Consider the following 21,439-nt stretch of genomic DNA (forward strand, 5'->3'; position numbering starts at 1 on the left):
TGGCAACAGTCCATCATTTCCCCAAATCCCGGTGAATAACCCGCATGTCATATCCTTTGTCCAGCAACTCGGCACCCAATGCCTGTGCCAAGGCTACAGAACGATGTTTTCCGCCTGTGCATCCCAGTCCGAGAGTGAAAACAGACCGTCCTTCCGAAATATAGTTGGGAAGCAGATAGGAAAGAAAAGAATGGAGTTCCCGGAGAAAGGACTCTCCACCTTCCGCAAAAACCATTTTGCAAACCGGTTCATCAAGTCCGGTCTTCTCCCTGAGTTCAGGAACATAATACGGGTTTGGCAAAAATCGGACATCAAGAACCATGTCACATTCAATGGGAACCCCGTATTTGAAACCAAAAGACATGATGAAAAGCTTCAGCCCCTTGTGCTCCTGTCCATGACCATAGAGTTTGAACAGGATTGTTTTGAGCTCGGAAGTTTTGACCCCTGTCGTATTGATCAGCCGGTCTGCCCTGGACTTGAGGGATGCCAGTTTTTCCCGTTCATCCTGTATGGCCTCAACAAGGGAGATCCCGCTGGATCCGGAGAGCGGATGAGGTCTCCTTGTTTCAGAAAAACGGCGAATCAATTCCGAATCATCGGCCTCAAGAAAAAGGATTTCAGAGTTTCGCCCCTGACTTTTAAGGTCTTCATAAAAGCGGAGAAAAACATCCAGAAAGCCTCTTTCCCGAATATCGATACCGATGGCAACATTCGTAATGGCCGGCACACTATGGGACAAAAGCTCGGCAAAAGTTGAAAGCAATGGAGACGGGAGATTTTCGACACAAAAGTAACCCAGATCCTCAAGAACCTGAATCGCATGGCTCTTTCCGGCACCGGACAGGCCACTTACAAATAAAAAATGCATCCGGTCCATCTCCCTCTCCAAAAACCTCTAGTATTCCGGACGAATCTGACCGAGACTACCGTCCCGTCGCCGATAGAGAAGCATCATGACCTGATCGGAAGAATCCAGATAGAGAAAAAAGTCCTTGTCGAGAAGCTCCATCTGAAAGATCGCATCATCCTGATTCATCGGCTTCACGGGAAAACGTTTGCTCTTCACCAGTGGAGGAAGAGTCTTTGGAGACGAAGACTCTGTCGGAACGGGCATCACACCTGTTGTCCGATTGTGGCCAAGTCGCTCCTTGAATTTGACCAGTTGGCGCTGGAGTTTTTCAATCACAAGATCCATTGAGCCATACAGGTCGTTCGTAACAGCCTCGGCATGGATAATGCGGCCATTGGCATGGAGAGTCACTTCCACTTTTTGACGGATCTTTTCCACCGACATCACTATTTCCGCATGGCTGTTCTCTGGAGCTACCCGATCAAGGACAGCCATTTTTTCATTCATTCTTTCCTTGATACCCTCAGTCAGCTCCATGTGTCGTGCAGTCATCAGTGTTTGCATTCGGTCTCTCCCTTTTCCTTTCAGTTTTTGTTAGAACCAATCTGATGGATTACCCATCAACGACCAAGCATCTTGGCATTTGGCATTCGACCCCAGGAACAGGTCAGGAACAGCATGGACATCAGATCCTCACGAAATACGGTCCTCTCTTTCGGGAAAGCCACAATATCCCGACAGGGCAAGAGATCTCCAGAAAACCCCCGATAAAATTCCTCCCAAAAACAGATGAGCATAACTTAGATCCAGCAAGAGAATATGTCAACGAAAAGACGGAAACATTTCCTTAAGGGACAAACATTCTCCCGAAGGTGGGGCCACCCCTAATGGGTGGCCTTCCTTCTTTTATTCACTGGAGGTATATCAAGCTCCATTCGATACTTTGCCACCGTTCTTCGGGCAATGACGATACCCTCTTTAGAAAGCTGTTCCATGATTTCCTGATCAGAAAAAGGATGTTCAGGACTTTCCTTTCGAACAATCTCCCTCAATTTTTCACGAACGCTCACAGAAGAATGATCGTCCCCGTTTGAGGATGCAATTGAACCGGAAAAGAAAAACTTCAGCTCGGTCAGACCAAATGGGGTATCCGCATATTTTTTGTTTGTCACCCTGGATATGGTCGACTCGTGAAGGCCAAGATCCTGGGCTATCGTTTTCAAGACTAGCGGTTTGAGGGCAGATGGACCCTGAAAGAAAAAATCCCTCTGATAGCGCAAAATTGCCTCTGCGACACGGAGGATCGTTTTTTTTCGTTGCTCGATACTTTTTAAAAACCACTGGGCATTTTTCAGCTTGTCCTCAAAATAGGATCGGGAAACATCGTCCTTCCTCATATTTTTGAGAAGATCCCGGTACGTCGGGTGAATCCTGACCCTTGGAATCCCTGCCTCAATCAGGCTGACTTCAATCTCCCCGCCACCAGCGTCGCGAAAGAGAACATCAGGGGCAATCGCTGTCGGCGCATCCTGATCAAACGGTCGGCCCGGCTTGGTCTCAAAACGACGGATAATGGCCATAGCCGATTCCAGTTCGGACTCTGTCGCATGAAGCGTTTTCATGATCGACTTGAATTGGGAAGCCAGGAACTCGTCCATGCAATCGGACAGGATGCGCCAAACCAGGGAATCGACAAGATCAAGCTGTCTCGCCTGGATCAATAGGCACTCTCGAAGATTTCTGGCCCCGACACCGGGCGGGTCACACTCCTGAAGGACTCCCAAAACATGCTCGAAGGAAACCCCCTCCAGCAACTCCGCGGGAATTTCCTCTTTGGAGATCTGCAGGTAGCCGTCTTCATTCAGATTTCCTGAAAGAAAGCAGGCAAGATCCCTCTCCCTGGGATTCAGGTCCGAAAAAGAAAGCTGCCAGTTGACATGCTCTTCAAGGGAGGTCCCCCCCGCCAGAAATTTCTCGTAGGAATAATCGGAAGATGGCTCTTCCCGGTTCAGCTGTTCATCGCGAAAGCTGTCCGCCGCATCAAGCCCCTCAAGCATGGGATGCTCCCATGTTGAGAGAGGATCCGATGGCTGATCCTCCGGATCTCCTCGCGTGGATGCGGCATCCACATCCCATGAATCCATCTCTTCCTGAGCAAACGATTCACTGTCAGAGCCCGGATCACTTGAAAACTCTTCTCCGTCAGGAGTCGCCGTTTCCCCGGGTTCCAGCATTTCAAGAAGAGGGTTGACCTGAACCTCTTCGATCATTTCATCGACAAGGTCGAGTCGGGAAAGCATCAAAAGATGAATCGACTGCTGGAGCTGGGGTGTCAAAACCATCTTTTGACCCAGCTTGATTTCCAGCGACTGCCGAATCATGAATGGTCCCCCGCAGGCGTGTTCAATGTGAATTTCTCTCCCAGATAAAACGCCTTGGCCTTGGGACTGTTGGCAACTTCAAACGGTGTACCTTCCTCAAGAATCATTCCCTGGTTGATGACATAAGCCCGATCGGTGATCTCAAGTGTTTCCCGGACGTTATGGTCGGTGATCAGCACTCCGATATCACGCCTTTTGAGATCGGCAATGATTTTCTGGATATCGATCACTGCAATGGGATCCACACCTGCAAAAGGCTCATCAAGAAGGATATATCTCGGCTTTGTCGCAAGAGCCCTGGCCACCTCAACACGTCTTCGCTCCCCCCCGGACAGGGTGTAAGCCTTGTTCTTTGTCAGGTGGGAGATGTTCAGCTCTCCAAGAAGGGTTTCCAGCCGGCTTTGCCTCTCAGATCGTGAAAGGTCCATATACTCAAGGACAGCCATGATATTTTCAGAAACCGTCAGCTTTCGGAAGATGGAACTTTCCTGAGGGAGATAACTGATCCCCTTTCTGGCTCTCATATGGACCGGCAGATGGGAAATCTCGTCATCGTCCATCAGGATTTTACCCCCATCAGGTCTGACCAGACCGACAATCATGTAAAAAGTTGTCGTTTTGCCGGCTCCATTTGGCCCCAGAAGACCGACAACCTCTCCCTGGGAAACATTCAGGTTCACTCCTCCGACAACCCACCTTTTTCGGTAATTTTTTTTCAGGTCAGAAACAGTGATTGCCATTAAGGCTCCCTCTTCCCGGGAGAGGAAACATCGGATTTCTTCTTGGTTCCCTTTCCATTTAAAAGCATAAGCCCATGTCCCTGGACAAGACTTTTATTGATTCTGGTAAAAAAGGTGATCCGTTCTCCGGAAATTCTATCACCATTTTCAATCACAACCGGCAACTCCGTCAGGACGAACAGGTGGCTTGATTCGATATAGACAGCTTTTCCAGCAAAAGCCTGGCGAAGATCTTTCAGGATCACAACATGCCCTCTCGCCACCATCGTCTGAACCTTTTGTGTTCCGGATTTTCCCTGCATGTTTTCCATCAGGGTTCCCCCCTTTCCGGGGGGAACAAAAAAAACATCCAGCGTATCGGCTGTCAGTTTCAGATGACCTTTCACAAGATGCACATGACCTGAAAAATGAATTTTATTTTCAATGTTTTCCGCAAGCATGTGATCAGACTTGATGATGGTCACAACAGGAGGTTCTTCCCCATGGGTATCCGGAGAAGCACCCGATGCCGCATTACTGATTTGGGGAAAAAACGAACACCAAATGAAAAATCCCAACAATATCCGGGAATAAAACCGGCCGAAAGAACAGGTTGGAATACGAGTGATCAAGGATCTTCTCTGGAATTCAGCCCGCAAATACAGCCCGTACTCCTTCATCAAGCTGGAAAAACTGCTTTTTTGGCGTGGAGTGAAGCCCCCTGCCGTGAATGATCATTGAACGGCCCAGAATCAAAACCTGCCCATTCGTATGGATAGAATCGGCCTTATCATCATAGTCAAGCCGACTTGAAACAATCTCCAGACCATTCGAAAATCGCGCTGCAACCGGAACCTGCTTTTCCTTGACATAAAACTGATGGGAGATCTGGTCGATCACACCCTTGTCTCCCGATATGTCCAGAACCAGATCCGGCTTAACAAGAATATGAGCCGAAAGATTCCAGAGACGGGTCGTTGTCTCCCCTTTTCCGATGGAGGCCTTCATCGCCTTGATGAACCACTTTGTCTGGCCATCCACAGAACGGGTGTACAGAAACCCCGAAATAACCACCTGTGCCCGAGGAACCGGATGGGTATCAACCGGGACCGTCCCTCTTGAAACAACGTGACGGTGGGCGATATATCCAAGCCCCCCAAGGGTCAGAACGATCGGTATCGCCGCAAGGAAAAGGACGAATGGTTTGTTTTGGAACAAAGTCCGCCATTTGGAAACTCTTGCCATCAGGAGCTCTCCAAGGGGTCCTTCATCCCCACCGATTCAGGAGAGCAACATTCCAAGGAACCACCGCACCCAAAAAGAATGATCAAAGTTTATCGGGGAAATGCCGATGAAGGGAGGCTACCCCTTCGCGAATGGCCTTAACGGAAGCCTCAAAGGCAGACTTCTCTGAAGAAGAAAGGGGAAGCTCGACAACCGCTTCAAGGCCGGCACTTCCGATACGGATCGGGACACCAGAAAAAGCGCCCTGGACACCATACTCCCCTTCAAGATAGACCGAACAGGGAACAACCCGGTGACGATCATGAAGGATAGACTCAATCATCAGGTAAACCGCTGCCGCTGGAGCAAAATAGGCTGAGGAATCCTTCATCAGACGGACAATTTCACCGCCCCCGTCCCGGGTTCTGGCGACAAGGGATTCCAAGGTCTTGGGGTCGAGAACCTTCGGAAGAGGAACACCGGAAATCGTCGAAAAGTTCAAAAGCGGCACCATCAGGTCACCATGCCCTCCCATGACAAGCGTCTGGATATTCGACACCGATGTCTTGCTGACCTCGCTGACAAAATAGGCAAACCGGGAAGAATCAAGAGCCCCACCCATGCCGATGACCCGTTCCCTCTTGAAGCCAGTGACCTTCCAGAGGGTATAAGCCATCAAATCCATGGGATTGGTCACCATGATGACAATGGCTTCGGGAGCATGTTTTTTGATCTTTTCCGAAATCTCGATCATGATCTCCCCGTTCTTGTGGAGAAGATCATCTCTCGTCATTCCGGGTTTTCTGGAAAATCCTGCGGTGACAACTACGACCGATGATCCTTCGATATCAGCGTAATTACCGGATCCCGTCACACGGGTATCAAAACCCAATAATGGCCCGGACTCGAGCATGTCCAGGGCCTTGCCCTGGGCAATACCTTCCCGGACGTCAAGAATGACAACATCAGCCAATCCATTCTCAACGATCTTCTGGGCTGTTGTGGCACCTACATTTCCAGCCCCGATAATCGAGACTGTCCTTCTTTTCCTCTGGCCCAAAAGCCCCTCCCTTCAATTATCTGATGAAAGTATTCGGTCTGATCCAAGCAAAACACGACACGCCCCTGTGCAAAAAACAGACAGGTCGGCTGACTGCGGCATAAAACCGGCCAAAGCATCACTGATTCCAGAAATACTAGCCGAATAGTGCCAAGAAGACAAGGACAAAAACAGATCTCCCCATCCCCACCATAGGAAAAAAGACAAGTGAGACCTTGTTTTTTCCTGAAAAAGATCAAAGAGGCTCATGGACCTGAAAATCGTGCGATGGACAGGAGATGAAACGGTCATTCCGGACTGCCATTATGACAAGAATCATAATGGCAGTCCGCTCCGCATGGGAGAATGGAAACAAGATTCAGCAACCTGTTTGAACATGGACCCGGAACCCCGAAAACAATGCTTGTTTTCCATCGTCTTTTCATCCATAATAAACCGGTCATGGGATGGTGGATTGAATCATTCCGAATCATGGGCGATGGGGTTCGCCTGAACGGCAGCGGTGTTTGATATGACACCGGATGATGATGACCCCTACTTTAAAAAAGTAGGGGGAGCTGTGCTATTCGATGATGGTTTTTTCAAGATTCTTCTTCTGTCTTCCTTCTTTCTGGTCTGGTTCCTCGAATCATTGATCAGGGCACCCGAAAAGTCTTCCCATAAACAGAAAATGGCCTTTCTCGCATTCATCAGGACACAGCCACTTCGTTGTCTGGCCGCATTCTTTTTACTTGTCTTTCTCGCCTTTGAATCCTCCTTTGACTGGCCAGAGTTCTCTTTTACCAATCTCCCTTATCCATTGGTTTCCAGATGAGACTCTCCCCATTTTTTTCCAGTCGGGAAATCTCCCCATGGCTTGTCCTGGCCACAGTTATCCTTGGCGTGGGAATGCCTCTTGCCGACACAACGATCACCAATGTCGGACGTGTCTTCATCGTGAGCACACTGGGTGTCACCAGCTATGAGGCAGGATGGCTCACTGCAAGCTATAGCCTGGCTCTTGCTGTCGGCGTTCCGCTCTCTCATCGTCTCAGGGGATTTCTTGAAGAAAAGGATCTTTACTCCGGAGCGATTCTGACCTTTATGTTGGGATCCCTGTGCATGGCCGGTTCCGTCAATTTTACGGAAGCGATGCTGAGCCGGGGCATTGAGGGTCTATCCGCAGGGATACTCCTTCCTCTTGCACCCATATTGATTCAGGAATCTTTTCCGGAAAATCTGAGGTCCCTTGCCATGTCCTACTTTGCGCTTTTTGGGGCCGTATGGGTCACTCTGGGGCCCACAATCGGGGGATTCATCATCGACAATCCCGGATGGCAGTGGGCCTTCGCAATCAATATCCCCATCGGATTCCTGGCCATATTTTTTGCACAGGCGTTTCTTTCGAACCACCCGAGACAAGACCCCCGAAGATTTGACGGGACAGGATTTGTCTTGATGGCAACATCCCTTGGATGCCTTTTTACCGGGTTCATGCGGGCAGAATGGGTCGGATGGCACTCTTCTGGAACGGGGTTTCTCCTTTTTTCCGGACTTTTATTGTTTTTTCTCTTCTGGATCTGGTCCGCGCTCTCAAGAGATCCCATCCTTCCGACAGAAGTTTTGAGAAAACCTCTATTCATCGGGATTCTTGCGATCGTATTCATGCAGTCCACACAAAGCTTTGGAAGACTCTATCTTCTGGCACCGTTTCTCGAAAAAAACTACCATTTCATGGCTCATGATGCCGGAGCCCTGGTGGCTGTCGGAGCCCTTACCGAAATCCTTCTCTCCCTTTCCTTTCTCTTCTCCCGATTTTTAGCGGGCAAGTGGGCAATTCTCCTCACAACAGGCTGCATTCTCGTCTCCATTTCCAATATCGATTTTCTATTTCTTCCGGCAACAGGATTCAGCCTCTCCTTTATTGTCAAATCCCAATTGATCTTTGGAGCGGGGCTGGCATTGACACAAATCTCGCTTCCACCTCTTGCATCAAAGCTCTTTCCTCAAAGCAAGGTCCGGGCCGCAACAACCTATCTTCTTTTTGCCCAATTCATTGGAGGTGCATGGGGGACAATGCTTGGAAGACATCTGGTCCTCCATGTAAAACCTGTCTTTTCACAGATGTTACCCCAGCTCTCCACACACAGGATGGGCCATTCCGACATATTTCTTGCGGATAGGCTCGCACAGTCCTATACATCCAACATCATCTTTTATGACCTTGGAATTATTGGCCTTATCGGAGCTTTTCTGGCATTTGTCCTCATTTTTTTCCTATCTGAGAAAAGGGTGGGAGAAAGCGATCGCAAGGAAAAAGAAACACTGGCAGGTTTGCCGGCCAACGGCAAAAGATAAGAAACAGAAATCACTTAAAATCGAATCATGACCAGGGAGAGATCAGAATGGCCGAAGAAAGTCAGAATCACAGTCCGGAAAAACGAAGCAGTCTTTTCTCTTTTGCCGTGGTCACCCCCCTTTTGGGTTTTCTTCTGACAGTTCTGTGGGGAATCAGCCACTGGTACGGAGAGACCCGCTACGTATCCTCTGATGACGCCTATGTACAGGGAAAGATCACTTACGTCTCCTCAAGGCAACCCGGACGGCTGATCGGACTCGCAGTCAACGAGGGTGATCCAGTCCAGTTTGGAGAGATTCTTGCCACGATCGACCGGACCGGGGACGCCTACCTGAGACCCCAAGACACGACTAAAAATCTTCAGGCCTTTACCAGGATCAAACGAGACATGGCAAAGCTCCGGAGCCTCGAAAAAAGAGAAAAAGATGAACGCGATCACTATCAAAGAGCAAAAGCACTTCTTTCCGAAGGATATATGTCTCCACAAAAACTGGAAGATCTCAAAACCAACTGGCAACAGACCCATGTTGAAATCGTCGAGAGCCGAAAACTGATTTCAGCGGAACAGCAGTCTCTGGACATTTCAGAGGTTCATCCCAGAAACCGGATTGTGTACGCGCCCATTGAAGGACAAGTCGCTCAACGGCTTGTCAATCTCGGAGAGTCGGTCAAGGCTGACCAACCCATTGTCAGCATCATCAATCTGAAGGACCTCAATAACATATGGCTTGATGCATTTGTCCGGGAAACACAGGTCTGGAAAATCCGGGCTGGACAAAAAGTGCAGATTCATATCGATGGCTGGCCCAAAGACACCTTTACGGGACATGTCCTGGAGTTTATCCCGGCTGCTTCCCAGGCCTTTTCCCTGTTACCGACACAAAATGCGTCAGGAACGTTTGTCAAGGTCGTCCAGAGAGTTCCAGTCCGGATCGTCTTCGACTCCCTCAAAAACCGGATTCTCCTGCCCGGGATGTCGGCAGAGGTCAGGATCGACAGAACGTCTCCATTATCCCGATCTGGAAAGGATCATCGATGAGGGAGCTGTCCCGAATGCCGATACGGGCCATTTCCATTCTTTTTCTGATTTTCCTCCCATTTTTTCTCTGTCTTGATGATGCGCTGGGAGAAAACGGACAGGACGGGCTTGAATCTCCCGAGGTGCCGGTCACAAGAGCCGAGATCACACAAAAAGCGCTCGAAAATAACCCGTCAATTGTTATTTATGCGAGTGAATTCAGCTCCAAAAATGAGGAAATCGGGATCAAGAAAGCGACCTATTATCCCCAGATTGCCATGAACCTTGATGAACTCTTTCTGAACTCTCCGGTTGTCGGAATTTCATTGCCCAATGAAACCGGGATTCCCCTGACTCTTTTCAATCCGACACTGAATCAGGAAATCAGTGGTTTTGGAAAAAGAAAAAATGACGTTCTGGCGGCTCGTCTGGCAAAACGTTCGGCCCGATGGAGTCTCGAGGAAGCACGATTGAATGTTGTGTGGAATGCCGAGATCGCCTTTGACCATTTGGCCATGGTCCAACATCTCCTCAATGCTGCCAAAAAAAATGAAAAAGCCGCCAAGATTCACTTGGACTCCGAAGAAAAACGACTTTCGAAAGGGCTGGCGATCCTTCCTGACGTCACCCAGGCCAAAGTCTATTGGGAAACAGCCAGTTATGCCGTCATGACGCTTTCAAACGAACTTCGAAAAGCTCAGACGGATTTGGGGTACTCGATGGGGGCAAGTCGTTTTTCGGCCTTCCATGCCGTTGAAAAAGGAGAACGGGAAAATATTCCGGAAGATCCAAACACCCTGATCGCCTACGCTCTTGATCACAGACCGCTGATCAAGTCTCTCGAAAGTCTCGACGACAGGAGAAATGCGCTGATCAAAAGAGCCTACGACGAAAATCTTCCAACCCTTTCCGCTTTTGCCAACGGGCTTTTTCTCTATGGGGTTCCTCCGGGCATATCCGGAGCGCCCCCGGGCAGTGGACTTTTCCTTCCCACCTACCAGACAGGAATCACCCTGTCTGTCCCCATCTTTACAGGAATGAAGATCCTTCATGAAACACAGTCCGAACGGGACAAGCTCCGGGGAGAGCGGGCCAAAACCCGTCTGGCCCGGATCCGGGTGATCCGGAATGTTCGAAAAGCCTGGTTTGATCTGAAGACTCAGGAAAAAAAGATAGCCCTCGATGAAGCCAAACGTGAAAATGCCAGGATCAACAGAAATATGGTTGAGAAAAGCTTTCAAAAAGGTTTGGTCGACTCCGTCACAAGAATCCAGTCCCAGGCGCAGTACCTTTCTGCTCAGGAGGAACTGATCGCGGACAGATACCGCTACAAGATGATCCAGGACGAGGAAGAACGGCAGATCGGATTATTGCCGATCAACAAATAATCTGTCACATCAAGGGGAAAGACTGATGGAAAATCGTATTTCGGGAAAAAAAAACCGGGTGAGGATCGGGCGAATCGCCTATTTCTCCATACTCTTCTCTCTCGTATTTTTTGGGACCATCGGAGTCATTCACGCAGGAGTGAACGATACAGCCCAAATCCATCGATATGTTGGAGACGAGAGCTGTGAGGTTTGCCATTCATCGGAGAGAATCGGAAATCAGTTCCAAAAATGGAAGAACTCTCCCCATAGCCGGGCCTACAGCGATCTTTCCTCTCCGGAAGCCCACTCAATCGCAGAAAAGATGGGCATTGGAGATCCTCAAAAGAGTTCCCGCTGTCTTTCATGTCATACAACAGCCTCCAAAGCCAGTCTTCCGGAAATCACTTCCTCATTTCGAAAATCCGATGGGGTCCAATGCGAATCCTGTCATGGTCCCGGAGAAGACTATTCCCGCTACAGCACCATGATCGATCCCCACAAAGCCAAAGAATCAGGTCTTGTCGCCGCTCCTGGCCAGGAAACCTGCATCACTTGCCACAACCCTTCCTCCCCGACCTATAAGAAGTTCGATTATAAAAGGGATGTCCAAAAGATTCTCCATAGGGTCCCGGCGAGTTTTCGGAAAACAAACAAGGGAGAGGAATGACTCCAGATGGACTGCTCGGCCGGATCTTCTCTGTCAGGGAGAGTTGAGTGAAACAAGGCTGAATCCGGGATGGCCTGTGGATAAGTCTGTGGATCTTGACCTTTTTGTATCATTGAAAAAGATCTTGACATACACTGTACATCATCTGGTCAAAACAAAAAAAATCGACGATTTGCTGTCAAACGCTTTTCTGAGCATCTGATCGCGTCATCTGACCTTCCGATTCCCCCCGAAGAAGCCGGATGGCTCCCCGGTGAAGAAGGTGGCGATCCATAAAACAAGGCCGATGGAACATTGGTTTCACGATAGGTGCAAGACCACCTGTCAGAAAAAGTTCAAGAGAGCAACCAAGAGAATCCTCCGCATCAAAGAGGAGACCCTCAACCGAACGAACGGCCCCAAGGACTGTTCCGGCCTGTATGGACTCTTCGGTCGAACCTCCGGGAAAAGAAATTCTTGAAGGGCGAAGAGTTCTTCCCGGGTCACCAAGAACAACACGGCCGCCACCAATCACACCGAGAGAGAGGGGTATCCCGGAAGCAATCGAACCACCAATCACCTGGCCGTTATGGAAAACCGTCATTGTCGTATGGCTACCAAAGTCGGCGACAGCAAAGGATTTCTCCACAAAATGCGGAAAACGCTCCACAACTCCCAAAACGGACAACAACCGGTCTGACCCCATGGAGTCGGGGGGGGCATAGTTGATGGGAAAGGGATAGGTGGATAGAGAAAAGAGAACAGGGGCTATGCTTAAACGTTTTCTGAAATACTCAGAAAAAGACGCACTCCAGAAAGAGCTGACCGATGACAGGAAAACCCTTTCGATGGGGTGTTCTTTTTCCAGATAGCCATCCAGAATGGACTCCGGAACAAGAGAGCCGTCCGAAGGTGTTTTGAGTGTGCGGATGGAGTGGATGGTCCTTCCATTTTCCCAAAATACCGCGACACAGCGGGAAATCCCTACCTTAAAGGTCAGGGTTACCGGGAGAAAGGATTTCATCAGGGGGTAACCCGTCGCACATCCCGGACCGTGACAGGAAGGAGAAACTCTATCCCTTGCGGATCCAGGACACGAAGATGTCCACGTTCTCCCAACCCCAGGATCTTTCCGATTCTGGCACCTCTCCCTCCCTCGCTGAAGGAGATCCATTGCCCCTTCCACAGTAGCCGGTCATCGAGAAAACTCAGGAGATCCTGAGCCGAAAATCCACCCCCAAAATGCTCAAGAATGACATTCTGGATCCAAAATGGCAGCTCCAATGGACCGGGTGGCAATGGTTTTCCGGAAACAACCATTCCGCCAGCACCGGATATCGGAGGGGTATTGCGGTTGAGACCGATTCCGATCAAATCCCCCTTCTCACCCATGGATTCCACGAGGATACCTCCCACTTTCAATCCGGACTCCAGAATGATGATGTCATTGGGATATTTGATCCCAAAAACTTTTCCCATTGCCCTTTCCAGGACCAATAAAACAGAATGTGCCGTCAGGATTGTCCAGGGAAGTGCCATTCTTGTCTTGTCCTGAGGGATCCATAAGGACATCGCCAGATTACCCGGGAGATGGTGCCAAGTGTTTCCCGGTCTCCCTCGTCCGGCGGTCTGCCTCTCCGCAACGACCGCTGTTGCGGGGGGAAAAGCATTGCTCTCAAGACGTTCCTTCAGCCAGTTTTGTGTGGAGGGAACTTCAGAAAAGTGGAAAAGCGGCGGATCCTCGCGAAGAAGGTCCTCCGGGAGGGACTGGCGCATCAGGATAAAAGATCAAGTCTCATGGATGCATCCGGAGCGGAGTGCGTCAATGCCCCCACAGACAGGATATCCACATCCAGAGTGGAAAGAGCGGGAATGTGATCAAGGGTAATTCCTCCGGAGACCTCCAGAAGAACACCCGGATGGATGGAACGAAGCTCCGGAATCAATTGTTTCATAAGATCCGGAGACATATTGTCCAGAAGGAGAATATCCACCTTGAGGCGACACGCCTCTCTCGCCTGCTCGGGGGTGTCGGCTTCCATCTCGATTCTCAATGGATGCGGAGCCTGCCTCCTGACCCGAGCGATCAGCTCCGGAAGACTGGCTGAAGCCGCAATGTGGTTATCCTTGATCAGAATGCCGTCATCAAGCCTCATTCGGTGATCATCTCCTCCACCGGCCCGTATGGCATACCGCTGGAAGTCCCGAAGTCCCGGCAAGGTTTTCCTTGTTCCGGTGATTCTCAGCGGGCGGTCAGAGTTTCTCCCAAGACGCGCTTTCTCCACAAAGAGGAAAGTCAGGGAGCTGATCCCTGATAGATGTTTCAGGAGGTTCAAAATGACACGCTCGCAAAGAAGAATCGACTCGAGAGCCCCCTCCATCACAACAAGACGCTCCCCCGCACGATAAGACTGGCCATCGGGGATTGCGTCAAACGTTGCTGCCGGATCGGAAAACGAGAGGATCCTTGCACCAAAGGGGCCGCCACAAAAAACACCATCGGATTCAGCGAAAATCGTTGCAGTGACCTTCCGTCGGCGGCTCTCTCCAGAAAAAACAGAGCGTGTTGTAACATCTCCGCTGCCAACATCTTCCAGCAAAAATCGCTTGAGCTGTTCGTCATAGGAAATCATTGGCGCAAGATCAACCATTGCCGGATCCTCCCAAATCTCGGGTTACAAGAATCCTGACCTGCTCGAGGGCCGAGATGATTGCAAGCTCCTCATCCTCAGCCTCCTGCTTCGCCCGCTCGTCTTTCTCAATCACCTCCGGCGGGGCTTTATCGAGATATTCCCGGCTAGCCAGCCTCTGGGCGATCGATGTTTTTTTCTGGCGGACTTTTTCCACCTCTTTTTTGAGACGGACCTCTTCCATTTTCACATCAACAAGGCCAGCAATATCAAGGGAAACAAATCCTTCGGAAACCGATGCCCTGATTCCTGGAGGAACATCCTCGGGAGAAACCGAAACCAGGGGACGGACTTTTGCCAGTCGGGAAACAAGTCCCATATTCTCACCAAGGATTGCCCCGTTTTTGTCATTGATCACAAAAACACCGGGAATTTCCTGGGCAGGGGAAATCTTGAGATGGCTTCTGATTTGACGAATTTCACCCACCAGAGTCATGACTCTGGAAAATCCGGCTGAATTGGTTTCAGCTGGGGATTTCTCACTCTTGAATTCAGGGAAGCGCTGGGCGCCAATGGGAAGCTCATCCGGAAAGAAGAGGCTCCAGATTTCAGATGTGACAAACGGCATGATCGGGTGAGCCATCTTGAGCAGGACAGAGGCCGTGTAAAGAAGTGTCCTGCGGGTTTCGATCCGGAGGGGGTCATTGTCAGGCAGATCGAGTGATGGCTTGGATGCTTCGATATACCAGTCACAGAACTGATGCCAGGTAAAGTGGTAAAGCGTATTCGCCACCTCATCAAAACGGTAGGAGGAAATGGCTTCACGCATCTCCCGGACAGATCTTGAAAGCTCGATGAGAATCCACTGGTTTGCGATCCCGGAGACCTCTTCAGGGTAAAGTTCCTTTGGAAGAAGCTCTCCCTGAGCAGAACGATCGACAAATCGGAACGCATTCCACAACTTTGAAACAAAATTTCTGAACCCTTCGACACGATCCGTTGAGAGGCGAATGTCCCTTCCCGGAGAAGCCATCTGGACGAGAGTCATCCGGAAAGCGTCCGTACCATATTTTTCCATGATCTCAAGAGGATCCACCACATTTCCGCGACTTTTGGTCATTTTTTGACCAAACTGATCCCGGACCAGAGCGTGGATATAGACGTCCTTAAATGGAATCTTCCCGGTAAGGTGCAGTCCCATCATCACCATTCTGGCGACCCAGAAAAAGAGGATGTCAAAACCTGTCACCAGAAGGCTTGTGGGATAGAAACGTTCAAGATCGGCCGTTTTTTCCGGCCACCCCATTGTCACAAACGGCCACAAGGCAGAGGAAAACCAGGTATCAAGAACGTCCGGATCCTTCAGGATATCCGGACTTTGGCATTTTTCACATTTTGAGGGAACATCTTCCCTGACCGTGACATGATGGCATGCGGAACAATGCCATGCCGGAATGGGATGTCCCCAAAAAATCTGTCTAGAGATACACCAGTCCCGGATATTCACAAGCCAGTCAAAATAGGTATTCTTCCACCCATCGGGATAAAAACGGATTTTCCGGTCCTTCACGACTTCTATCGCACTTTCCGCCAGACGATCCATCTTCACAAACCATTGCAACGACAGCCTGGGCTCGACAACGGTCTGGCAGCGATAACAAACGCCTATTGTCCCGGGATATGGGTTTTTGGAAACCAGGAGATCCCGACCCTCAAGATCGCTCACAACCCTCTCCCTGGCCTCTTCCCTGGTCAGCCCTGAAAGCTTTCCAGAAGACGGATTCATGCGACCATGAGCATCAATGACCTCGAAGTTCCCCAAGCCATGACGCTGGGCGATCTCCCAGTCCACCATGGCGTGGGAGGGGGTAATCTTGAGAACTCCCGTTCCAAAGTCCCGGTCGACCGAAGGATCTGAAATGACAGGAATAATTCTTCCACCAAAAGGAGTGACAACTGTCCGGCCAATCCAGGAGAGATAGCGGGGATCTTCTGGGGAAACCGCAATCGCCATATCTCCCGGAATGGTCTCCGGACGGGTTGTTGCCACCACCAGAAACTGGCTTTTGTCCGATGAATCCACATAACGGAACTCGTACATGGTCCCTGTCTGCTCAACATGTGTCACTTCGACATCGGAAAGGGCGGTCAGGCATCTTGGACACCAATGGATCATCCGTTCCCCACGGTACAGGAACCCCTCATCGTGAAGCTTGACAAAAACCTTTGTGACAGCCTTGGAAAAACCGGGATCCATCGTAAACCGTTCATGATCCCAGGACAGGGAGGCTCCAAGTCTCCTGATCTGGTCTAAAATGCCACCCTGGATGCTGGACTTCCACTCCCAGACTTTTTTGATAAAGTCTTCCCTGCCAATTTTCTCGAGAGAAATTCCCTCTTTGCTGAGCTGTCGCTCGACAACATTCTGGGTGGCAATACCCGCATGATCCGTTCCGGGAATCCAGAGGACATCATCCCCTTCCATTCTTCTGAATCGGGCAACAACGTCCTGAAGAGTCAAATTCAACGCATGACCCATATGAAGTCTTCCCGTAATATTCGGAGGAGGGATAACCATCGAAAAGGAAGGCGCAGAAGGCGATCCGGGATGAGACTGGCTGAACGTCTCAAGTGCAACAAGCTGGCGTGGTTCAACGGTTCCGGGTTCATAGCGGCTTGAGAGACGGCCAAAAGAGTTGGAATCCGGATCTTCCTGAAATGGTGGATTTTCTGAAGTAGACAAAAAACATTCCTTTCCAATAAAAATCAAAAAAATGAACTGCGGTGGGCGATCATGCGACCTTTTCGGTCACTCCGTATCCTGACCGCACCAGAACTGCCCGTCTATGGCTCCTTTTTGGACCGGATCAGCTTCCTGATATGGGCATCCTGATCCTTGAGTGTCTCTGCGTAGAGGTGTCCACCATGCCCATCCGAAACAAAATAGAGAAAAGGCGTTTCTCTGGGGGAGAGGACCGCCTCTATGGCCTGCTCTCCGGGACTTGCGATCGGTGTCGGAGGTAGCCCTGGATATTTATAGGTATTATAGGGAGAATCCACCTGAAGATCTCTTGAGTGCAAGTGCCTTCTGCCATTAAGAGCATAAATGACTGTTGGGTCGCTCTGGAGGCGCATATGCCTTGTCAGGCGATTCATAAAAACACTCGCGACATAGGGCATATCCTTGGGGTTTCCGGTTTCTTCCTGCACAATGGATGCAAGAGTAACCATCTCTTCCACTGAAAGGTGCTCCCGCTCCATTTTCTGTTTTTTATCCTTGTTCATGTCATGCCAAAAACGTGAAACCATCATCCGGAATGCATCACTTGGAGTTGCCATTCTTGGGAAAAAATACGTATCGGGAAATAAATATCCTTCAAGGGATGTAGAATCAATTCCGAGGCTTTTGACAAAAGCCGGATCCTGTGCGATTTTCAAAATGGCCGCGCGGGACCCCATTCCGATCGAGGAAAGACGCTTGGCCACCTGATTCAGGGTAAAGCCTTCCGGAATCGTAACCTTATAAAAGTATTTCTGTCCCTCATGCAAATCCATCAGCACCCGAATCGGGGACATATCTCCAGAAATCCCATATTCTCCCGAACGGATATTGGTATCAATTCCCAGGATCTCACCCCAGAAAACAAGCGTTTCCGGATAATGGGTGATTCCCTCCTCATACATTTTGGTGATGACCTTCCGAAAGGAATCCCCGGGGAGCACATCAAGGAGAATAGAGCGCGAGCGGGTATTTCCTTCATAAAAGAGCGCGTTGATATTCCATGCGGAGAAAAGGGCGAACACAATCAAAAAGATCCAGGAAACGGATCGGACGGGGTTTTTTCCCAAAATACGATGAAGTGATTCAGAGGGGTGGTTGTTCACACTCTCCCCTTCCTCCCGTTCAGGGCTCATTCGGGGTCAACCCCGAACTTGTTGGAAAAGACTTGGTTCATTCTGTTTTTTGACCAGAGTGCACACGATGTCAGAAAGCTTTCAAGAACCAGAGAAGCGCTTCGGGAGTCAATCCATGGATCTTTAGAAAAAGATCGGCCCTTTTTCTTTCCCTGATGGGTAAAGGGGTTGGATCTGACAGTATCGGAAGATAGACCCTCATCCCAAAAGAGGATCGGTAGAGAAATCGCCGAGGACAGTTTTCGGCCCGACTCAAGAAAATCCTGCGCCTTAGGGTTACTGTCCCCGGACAGATGGTAGTATGGAACACCAAAGACCATGCCCACGATTTCTTCCTCAGCAATCAGTTTACGAATAGACTCCACAAGAGAGAGATCCTTCACATGGGAAAACTTTCCCGGCACTTTCCGTATAAAAGGATCGATTGGCCAGGCAAAACGCCGCGAGCGATCGGAAAGGGCAAATCCGACCCTTCGATCACCCCAATCGACTCCCAGAAGAACCCCTTCCCCAACGGATAATGAAACACCCTGCAAAGAATCCTGACCGGCGGGAAATTCCCATTGAGTCATCGGATCAGGAACCATTCAAACAATCTCCGTTCATTCCCGTCGGCTCGAAAGGGTTATGAGACCTTAAAAGCGCCTTCAAACGCCAGGATGGCTGCTTCGCGCATCTCAGACAAGAGGGCCGTCATATTGTCCGGCAATGGGCCACCACCCTCCGCCCAGATTGGTTTTCCACCACCTCTTCCACCCAAGCGAATCGAAAAGTTTTTTACGAGATCGGAAATAGGGAATTTTTTTGCAACATCCTCTGAAGCCCAACCCAAAAGGACCACCCTGTCCGGCAAAATACCCAGGAGAAGAACGGCACCGGAGGTGACGTTCGACTTCAATGCATCAATACGAAGTCTCAAATCCTTGGCTTCATCGATCTCCACATCTGTAAAGAGGAATGATCGGCCATCCAGCTTGATCCAATCCTTCTCTCTCTGACGATCTTCCGAAACAAAAAGTTTTGTCTTGAGAGCGGCCACTTCTCTCGAAAGCTTGTCTCTCTCAGACTTCAAGGCAAGAAGACGAGACAAAGCCTCATCGGATTTTACACCGCCCATCTCCTGCTCGAAAGATTCAAGGGAAGATTTCCAGGAAAGAATACGGTCATAGGCTGCAGATCCACAAACAGCTTCCACTCTTCTGATCCCGGCAGCAACACCGCTTTCCTGAAGAATCAGAAAGGTTCCAATCTGACCGGTGCGCTTGGCATGGGTCCCTCCGCAAAACTCGGTCGAAGTTCCTTCCACAGAAACGACACGGACAATATCCCCATATTTTTCATCAAAAAAAGCCAGTGCCCCAACTTCCTGCGCCTTCGCCTTCTCCATTTCCAATGCATTAACAGGCCGGTCGAGTCGGACCCATTCATTGACAAGAGTCCCTATCTCCAGAAGATCATCTTTTGAAACCGGATGGGGTGACGAAAAATCAAACCTCAGTCGATCAGGTGTCACCAAAGAACCAGCCTGACGAACATGCTCACCAAGAACCTGCCTTAAAGCGGCATGAAGAAGGTGGGTTGCCGTATGATGGATTTCTGTTTGCCGTCGGGCAATGAGATCCACCTGCTGGTCAACGAGTTCCCCTTTCCGAATGGTTCCACTTGACACTTTGCCCACAAGGAGGATCCATCCTGGCCAAGGTTTTTTCGTACCTGAAACGGTAATTTGACCAAAAGGACCCCGCAAAAGGCCACGGTCCCCAACCTGTCCTCCTCCTTCTCCGTAGAAAACCGTTGGAGTGAGAACGATCGAAACATCCTCCTCCTCATGAACCTCAGGGACCTCTTTTCCATCCCTTACGAGGAGCAACACCTCCCCCATTACCTGATCCCGTTCATACCCCAAGAAGGAAACAGGAGTCGCAATGCGAGACGACGGAACAGGAAAGTCCTCTTTTTTCCCAACCCAGGACTGACGCCCCCTTTCCCGCTGTTCTTCCATCTTTTCTTCAAAGCCCTTGAAGTCAAGATGAATCCCCTGATGTCTTGCGACATCCTCACAGACGTCGATGGGAAAACCATGCGTGTCATGGAGCTTGAATAGCATCTCCCCGGGAAGAACCTTTTCATTTCGGGAAATCACTTCGTCAATAAATCCGCGGAGTACAGGAAGTCCTTCGGAGAGGGTCCTTGTAAAACGGTCTTCTTCGTGGGAAAGAACCGCCTCTATCCTCGATAGGGATTGCTCTAGCTCAGGATAGGGTTGATGCATCATAATCACTGTCTGTCTTGCAAGGTTCGATAGAACAGGAGAAGGCAATTCCAGTTCCAGGGAGAACTGGATGGCCCTGCGCAGGATCCTTCTGAGGACATAACCCCGTCCTTCATTCGATGGAATGACTCCTTCATGAAGAAGGAAAACGCCGGAACGAAGATGGTCGGCGATCACCCGAAACGCATAGTCCAATGGGCCATTTCCATTTTCATAGGGAACCTTGGCTTTCTCGGAAATGGAGTTGATCAGCGGCAGAAAAAGATCTGTCTCGTAATTACTTGTTGCTCCCGCCATAATTGCGGAAATTCGCTCAAGTCCCATTCCTGTGTCAATCGATGGTCTGGGAAGTGGCGTCAGGACTCCATCTTTTGAGCGATTGAACTGCATAAAAACAAGGTTCCAGATTTCCAGATACCGGTCACAGTCACACCCAACCATACAGTCAGGAGATCCACAGGAAAACGCTGGCCCCTGATCCACCAGAATCTCTGAGCATGGGCCGCAAGGACCCGTGTCCCCCATTTGCCAGAAGTTGTCCTTTTCCCCCAGACGAACAATCCGGGAGGGATCGACTCCCGGAAGGGCCGACCATAAGGCCATGGCTTCATCATCATCCCGAAAGATCGTTATCCAAAGTCGATCCGGATGGATGGCAAGCTCTTGTGTCAGAAATTCCCAGGCATAGGCAATGGCCTCTGATTTGAAGTAGTCTCCAAAAGAAAAATTTCCCATCATCTCGAAAAAGGTATGATGTCTCCTGGTAAAACCAACCCTGTCCAGGTCATTGTGCTTTCCGCCGGCCCGAATGCATTTCTGGATAGAAACAGCACGGGAAGTCCTGGGCGATTCAAGTCCCAAAAAGATATCCTTGAAAGGAACCATCCCGGCGTTCGTAAACAACAGGGTCGGATCCCCCGCTGGAATCAGTGAGGATGAAGGTGTGACAGCATGGCCCCGTGATTCAAAAAAATGCAGATACTTCTGCCTGATTTCCCAGGATGTCATGGGTT

The 21,439-nt window shown here is 49.9% G+C and carries 19 protein-coding genes and 1 riboswitch; of the genes, 5 read left to right on the forward strand and 14 right to left on the reverse strand.

The window, feature by feature from the left end:
* Positions 1–13: 13 nt before the first annotated feature.
* From rapZ to mdh, 7 genes are all read right to left on the reverse strand, one after another.
* A complete protein-coding gene (gene rapZ / locus LFE_RS07680) occupies positions 14–880 on the reverse strand; it encodes an RNase adapter RapZ (protein ID WP_014449658.1) in 867 nt (288 codons plus the stop codon).
* Between the two features lie 18 nt (positions 881–898).
* Complete coding sequence (gene hpf, locus LFE_RS07685; protein WP_014449659.1) at positions 899–1,417, reverse strand: ribosome hibernation-promoting factor, HPF/YfiA family; 519 nt, start codon at positions 1,415–1,417, stop codon at positions 899–901.
* Between the two features lie 320 nt (positions 1,418–1,737).
* Positions 1,738–3,234 (reverse strand): RNA polymerase factor sigma-54, encoded by a 1,497-nt coding sequence (gene rpoN, locus LFE_RS07690; RefSeq protein WP_014449660.1) that lies wholly within the window; start codon positions 3,232–3,234, stop codon positions 1,738–1,740.
* Positions 3,231–3,974 (reverse strand): LPS export ABC transporter ATP-binding protein, encoded by a 744-nt coding sequence (lptB, locus tag LFE_RS07695; protein ID WP_014449661.1) that lies wholly within the window; start codon positions 3,972–3,974, stop codon positions 3,231–3,233. The genes rpoN and lptB overlap by 4 nt, the downstream gene beginning before the upstream one ends.
* Positions 3,974–4,531 carry an LptA/OstA family protein gene (locus LFE_RS07700; protein WP_014449662.1) on the reverse strand — a complete coding sequence of 186 codons (558 nt, stop codon included), beginning with the start codon at positions 4,529–4,531 and terminating at the stop codon, positions 3,974–3,976. Before LFE_RS07700 ends, lptB begins: the two co-directional genes overlap by 1 nt.
* Before the next feature lie 70 nt (positions 4,532–4,601).
* Positions 4,602–5,198, reverse strand: coding sequence for an LPS export ABC transporter periplasmic protein LptC (gene lptC / locus LFE_RS07705; RefSeq protein ID WP_014449663.1), 597 nt, complete (start codon positions 5,196–5,198; stop codon positions 4,602–4,604).
* An 82-nt stretch (positions 5,199–5,280) separates the two neighbouring features.
* Positions 5,281–6,237: a malate dehydrogenase gene (gene mdh / locus LFE_RS07710; protein WP_014449664.1), complete on the reverse strand. Its 957-nt coding sequence runs from the start codon at positions 6,235–6,237 to the stop codon at positions 5,281–5,283.
* 465 nt (positions 6,238–6,702) lie between these two features.
* Positions 6,703–6,781, forward strand: a riboswitch (Fluoride riboswitch).
* Between mdh and LFE_RS07720 the strand changes: the two genes are divergently transcribed.
* The 5 genes from LFE_RS07720 to LFE_RS07740 all read left to right on the forward strand — a co-directional run bounded on the left by LFE_RS07720 (position 6,749) and on the right by LFE_RS07740 (position 11,630).
* Positions 6,749–7,051, forward strand: coding sequence for a hypothetical protein (locus LFE_RS07720; protein WP_014449665.1), 303 nt, complete (start codon positions 6,749–6,751; stop codon positions 7,049–7,051). (Overlaps the previous riboswitch by 33 nt.)
* Positions 7,048–8,574 (forward strand): MFS transporter, encoded by a 1,527-nt coding sequence (locus LFE_RS07725; protein ID WP_014449666.1) that lies wholly within the window; start codon positions 7,048–7,050, stop codon positions 8,572–8,574. The genes LFE_RS07720 and LFE_RS07725 overlap by 4 nt, the downstream gene beginning before the upstream one ends.
* A gap of 47 nt (positions 8,575–8,621) precedes the next feature.
* Positions 8,622–9,614: an HlyD family secretion protein gene (locus tag LFE_RS07730; RefSeq protein ID WP_014449667.1), complete on the forward strand. Its 993-nt coding sequence runs from the start codon at positions 8,622–8,624 to the stop codon at positions 9,612–9,614.
* Positions 9,611–10,981 (forward strand): TolC family protein, encoded by a 1,371-nt coding sequence (locus LFE_RS07735; protein WP_014449668.1) that lies wholly within the window; start codon positions 9,611–9,613, stop codon positions 10,979–10,981. The genes LFE_RS07730 and LFE_RS07735 overlap by 4 nt, the downstream gene beginning before the upstream one ends.
* 25 nt (positions 10,982–11,006) lie before the next feature.
* A complete protein-coding gene (locus LFE_RS07740; protein ID WP_014449669.1) occupies positions 11,007–11,630 on the forward strand; it encodes a multiheme c-type cytochrome in 624 nt (207 codons plus the stop codon).
* 178 nt (positions 11,631–11,808) lie between these two features.
* On the opposite strand, the gene LFE_RS07745 is transcribed toward LFE_RS07740, so the two are convergent.
* The 7 genes from LFE_RS07745 to alaS form a co-directional block, all read right to left on the reverse strand.
* The gene (locus LFE_RS07745; RefSeq protein ID WP_014449670.1) at positions 11,809–12,633 is read right to left on the reverse strand and encodes a type III pantothenate kinase; all 825 of its coding nucleotides are present in this window, start codon (positions 12,631–12,633) and stop codon (positions 11,809–11,811) included.
* Positions 12,633–13,385, reverse strand: a complete 753-nt coding sequence (locus LFE_RS13150; RefSeq protein WP_014449671.1) for a biotin--[acetyl-CoA-carboxylase] ligase — start codon at positions 13,383–13,385, stop codon at positions 12,633–12,635. The genes LFE_RS07745 and LFE_RS13150 overlap by 1 nt, the downstream gene beginning before the upstream one ends.
* Positions 13,385–14,260 (reverse strand): carboxylating nicotinate-nucleotide diphosphorylase, encoded by an 876-nt coding sequence (gene nadC, locus LFE_RS07755; protein ID WP_014449672.1) that lies wholly within the window; start codon positions 14,258–14,260, stop codon positions 13,385–13,387. Before nadC ends, LFE_RS13150 begins: the two co-directional genes overlap by 1 nt.
* Positions 14,253–16,982 (reverse strand): valine--tRNA ligase, encoded by a 2,730-nt coding sequence (locus LFE_RS07760; protein WP_014449673.1) that lies wholly within the window; start codon positions 16,980–16,982, stop codon positions 14,253–14,255. The genes nadC and LFE_RS07760 overlap by 8 nt, the downstream gene beginning before the upstream one ends.
* A 101-nt stretch (positions 16,983–17,083) precedes the next feature.
* The gene (gene mltG / locus LFE_RS07765) at positions 17,084–18,154 is read right to left on the reverse strand and encodes an endolytic transglycosylase MltG (protein ID WP_014449674.1); all 1,071 of its coding nucleotides are present in this window, start codon (positions 18,152–18,154) and stop codon (positions 17,084–17,086) included.
* Positions 18,151–18,741 (reverse strand): RuvX/YqgF family protein, encoded by a 591-nt coding sequence (locus tag LFE_RS07770; protein ID WP_014449675.1) that lies wholly within the window; start codon positions 18,739–18,741, stop codon positions 18,151–18,153. Before LFE_RS07770 ends, mltG begins: the two co-directional genes overlap by 4 nt.
* 38 nt (positions 18,742–18,779) lie before the next feature.
* On the reverse strand, positions 18,780–21,434 hold the full coding sequence (gene alaS / locus LFE_RS07775) for an alanine--tRNA ligase (RefSeq protein WP_014449676.1): 2,655 nt from the start codon (positions 21,432–21,434) through the stop codon (positions 18,780–18,782).
* Between the last annotated feature and the right edge of the window lie 5 nt (positions 21,435–21,439).

The sequence above is a fragment of the Leptospirillum ferrooxidans C2-3 genome (assembly GCF_000284315.1).
Classification (GTDB): domain Bacteria; phylum Nitrospirota; class Leptospirillia; order Leptospirillales; family Leptospirillaceae; genus Leptospirillum; species Leptospirillum ferrooxidans.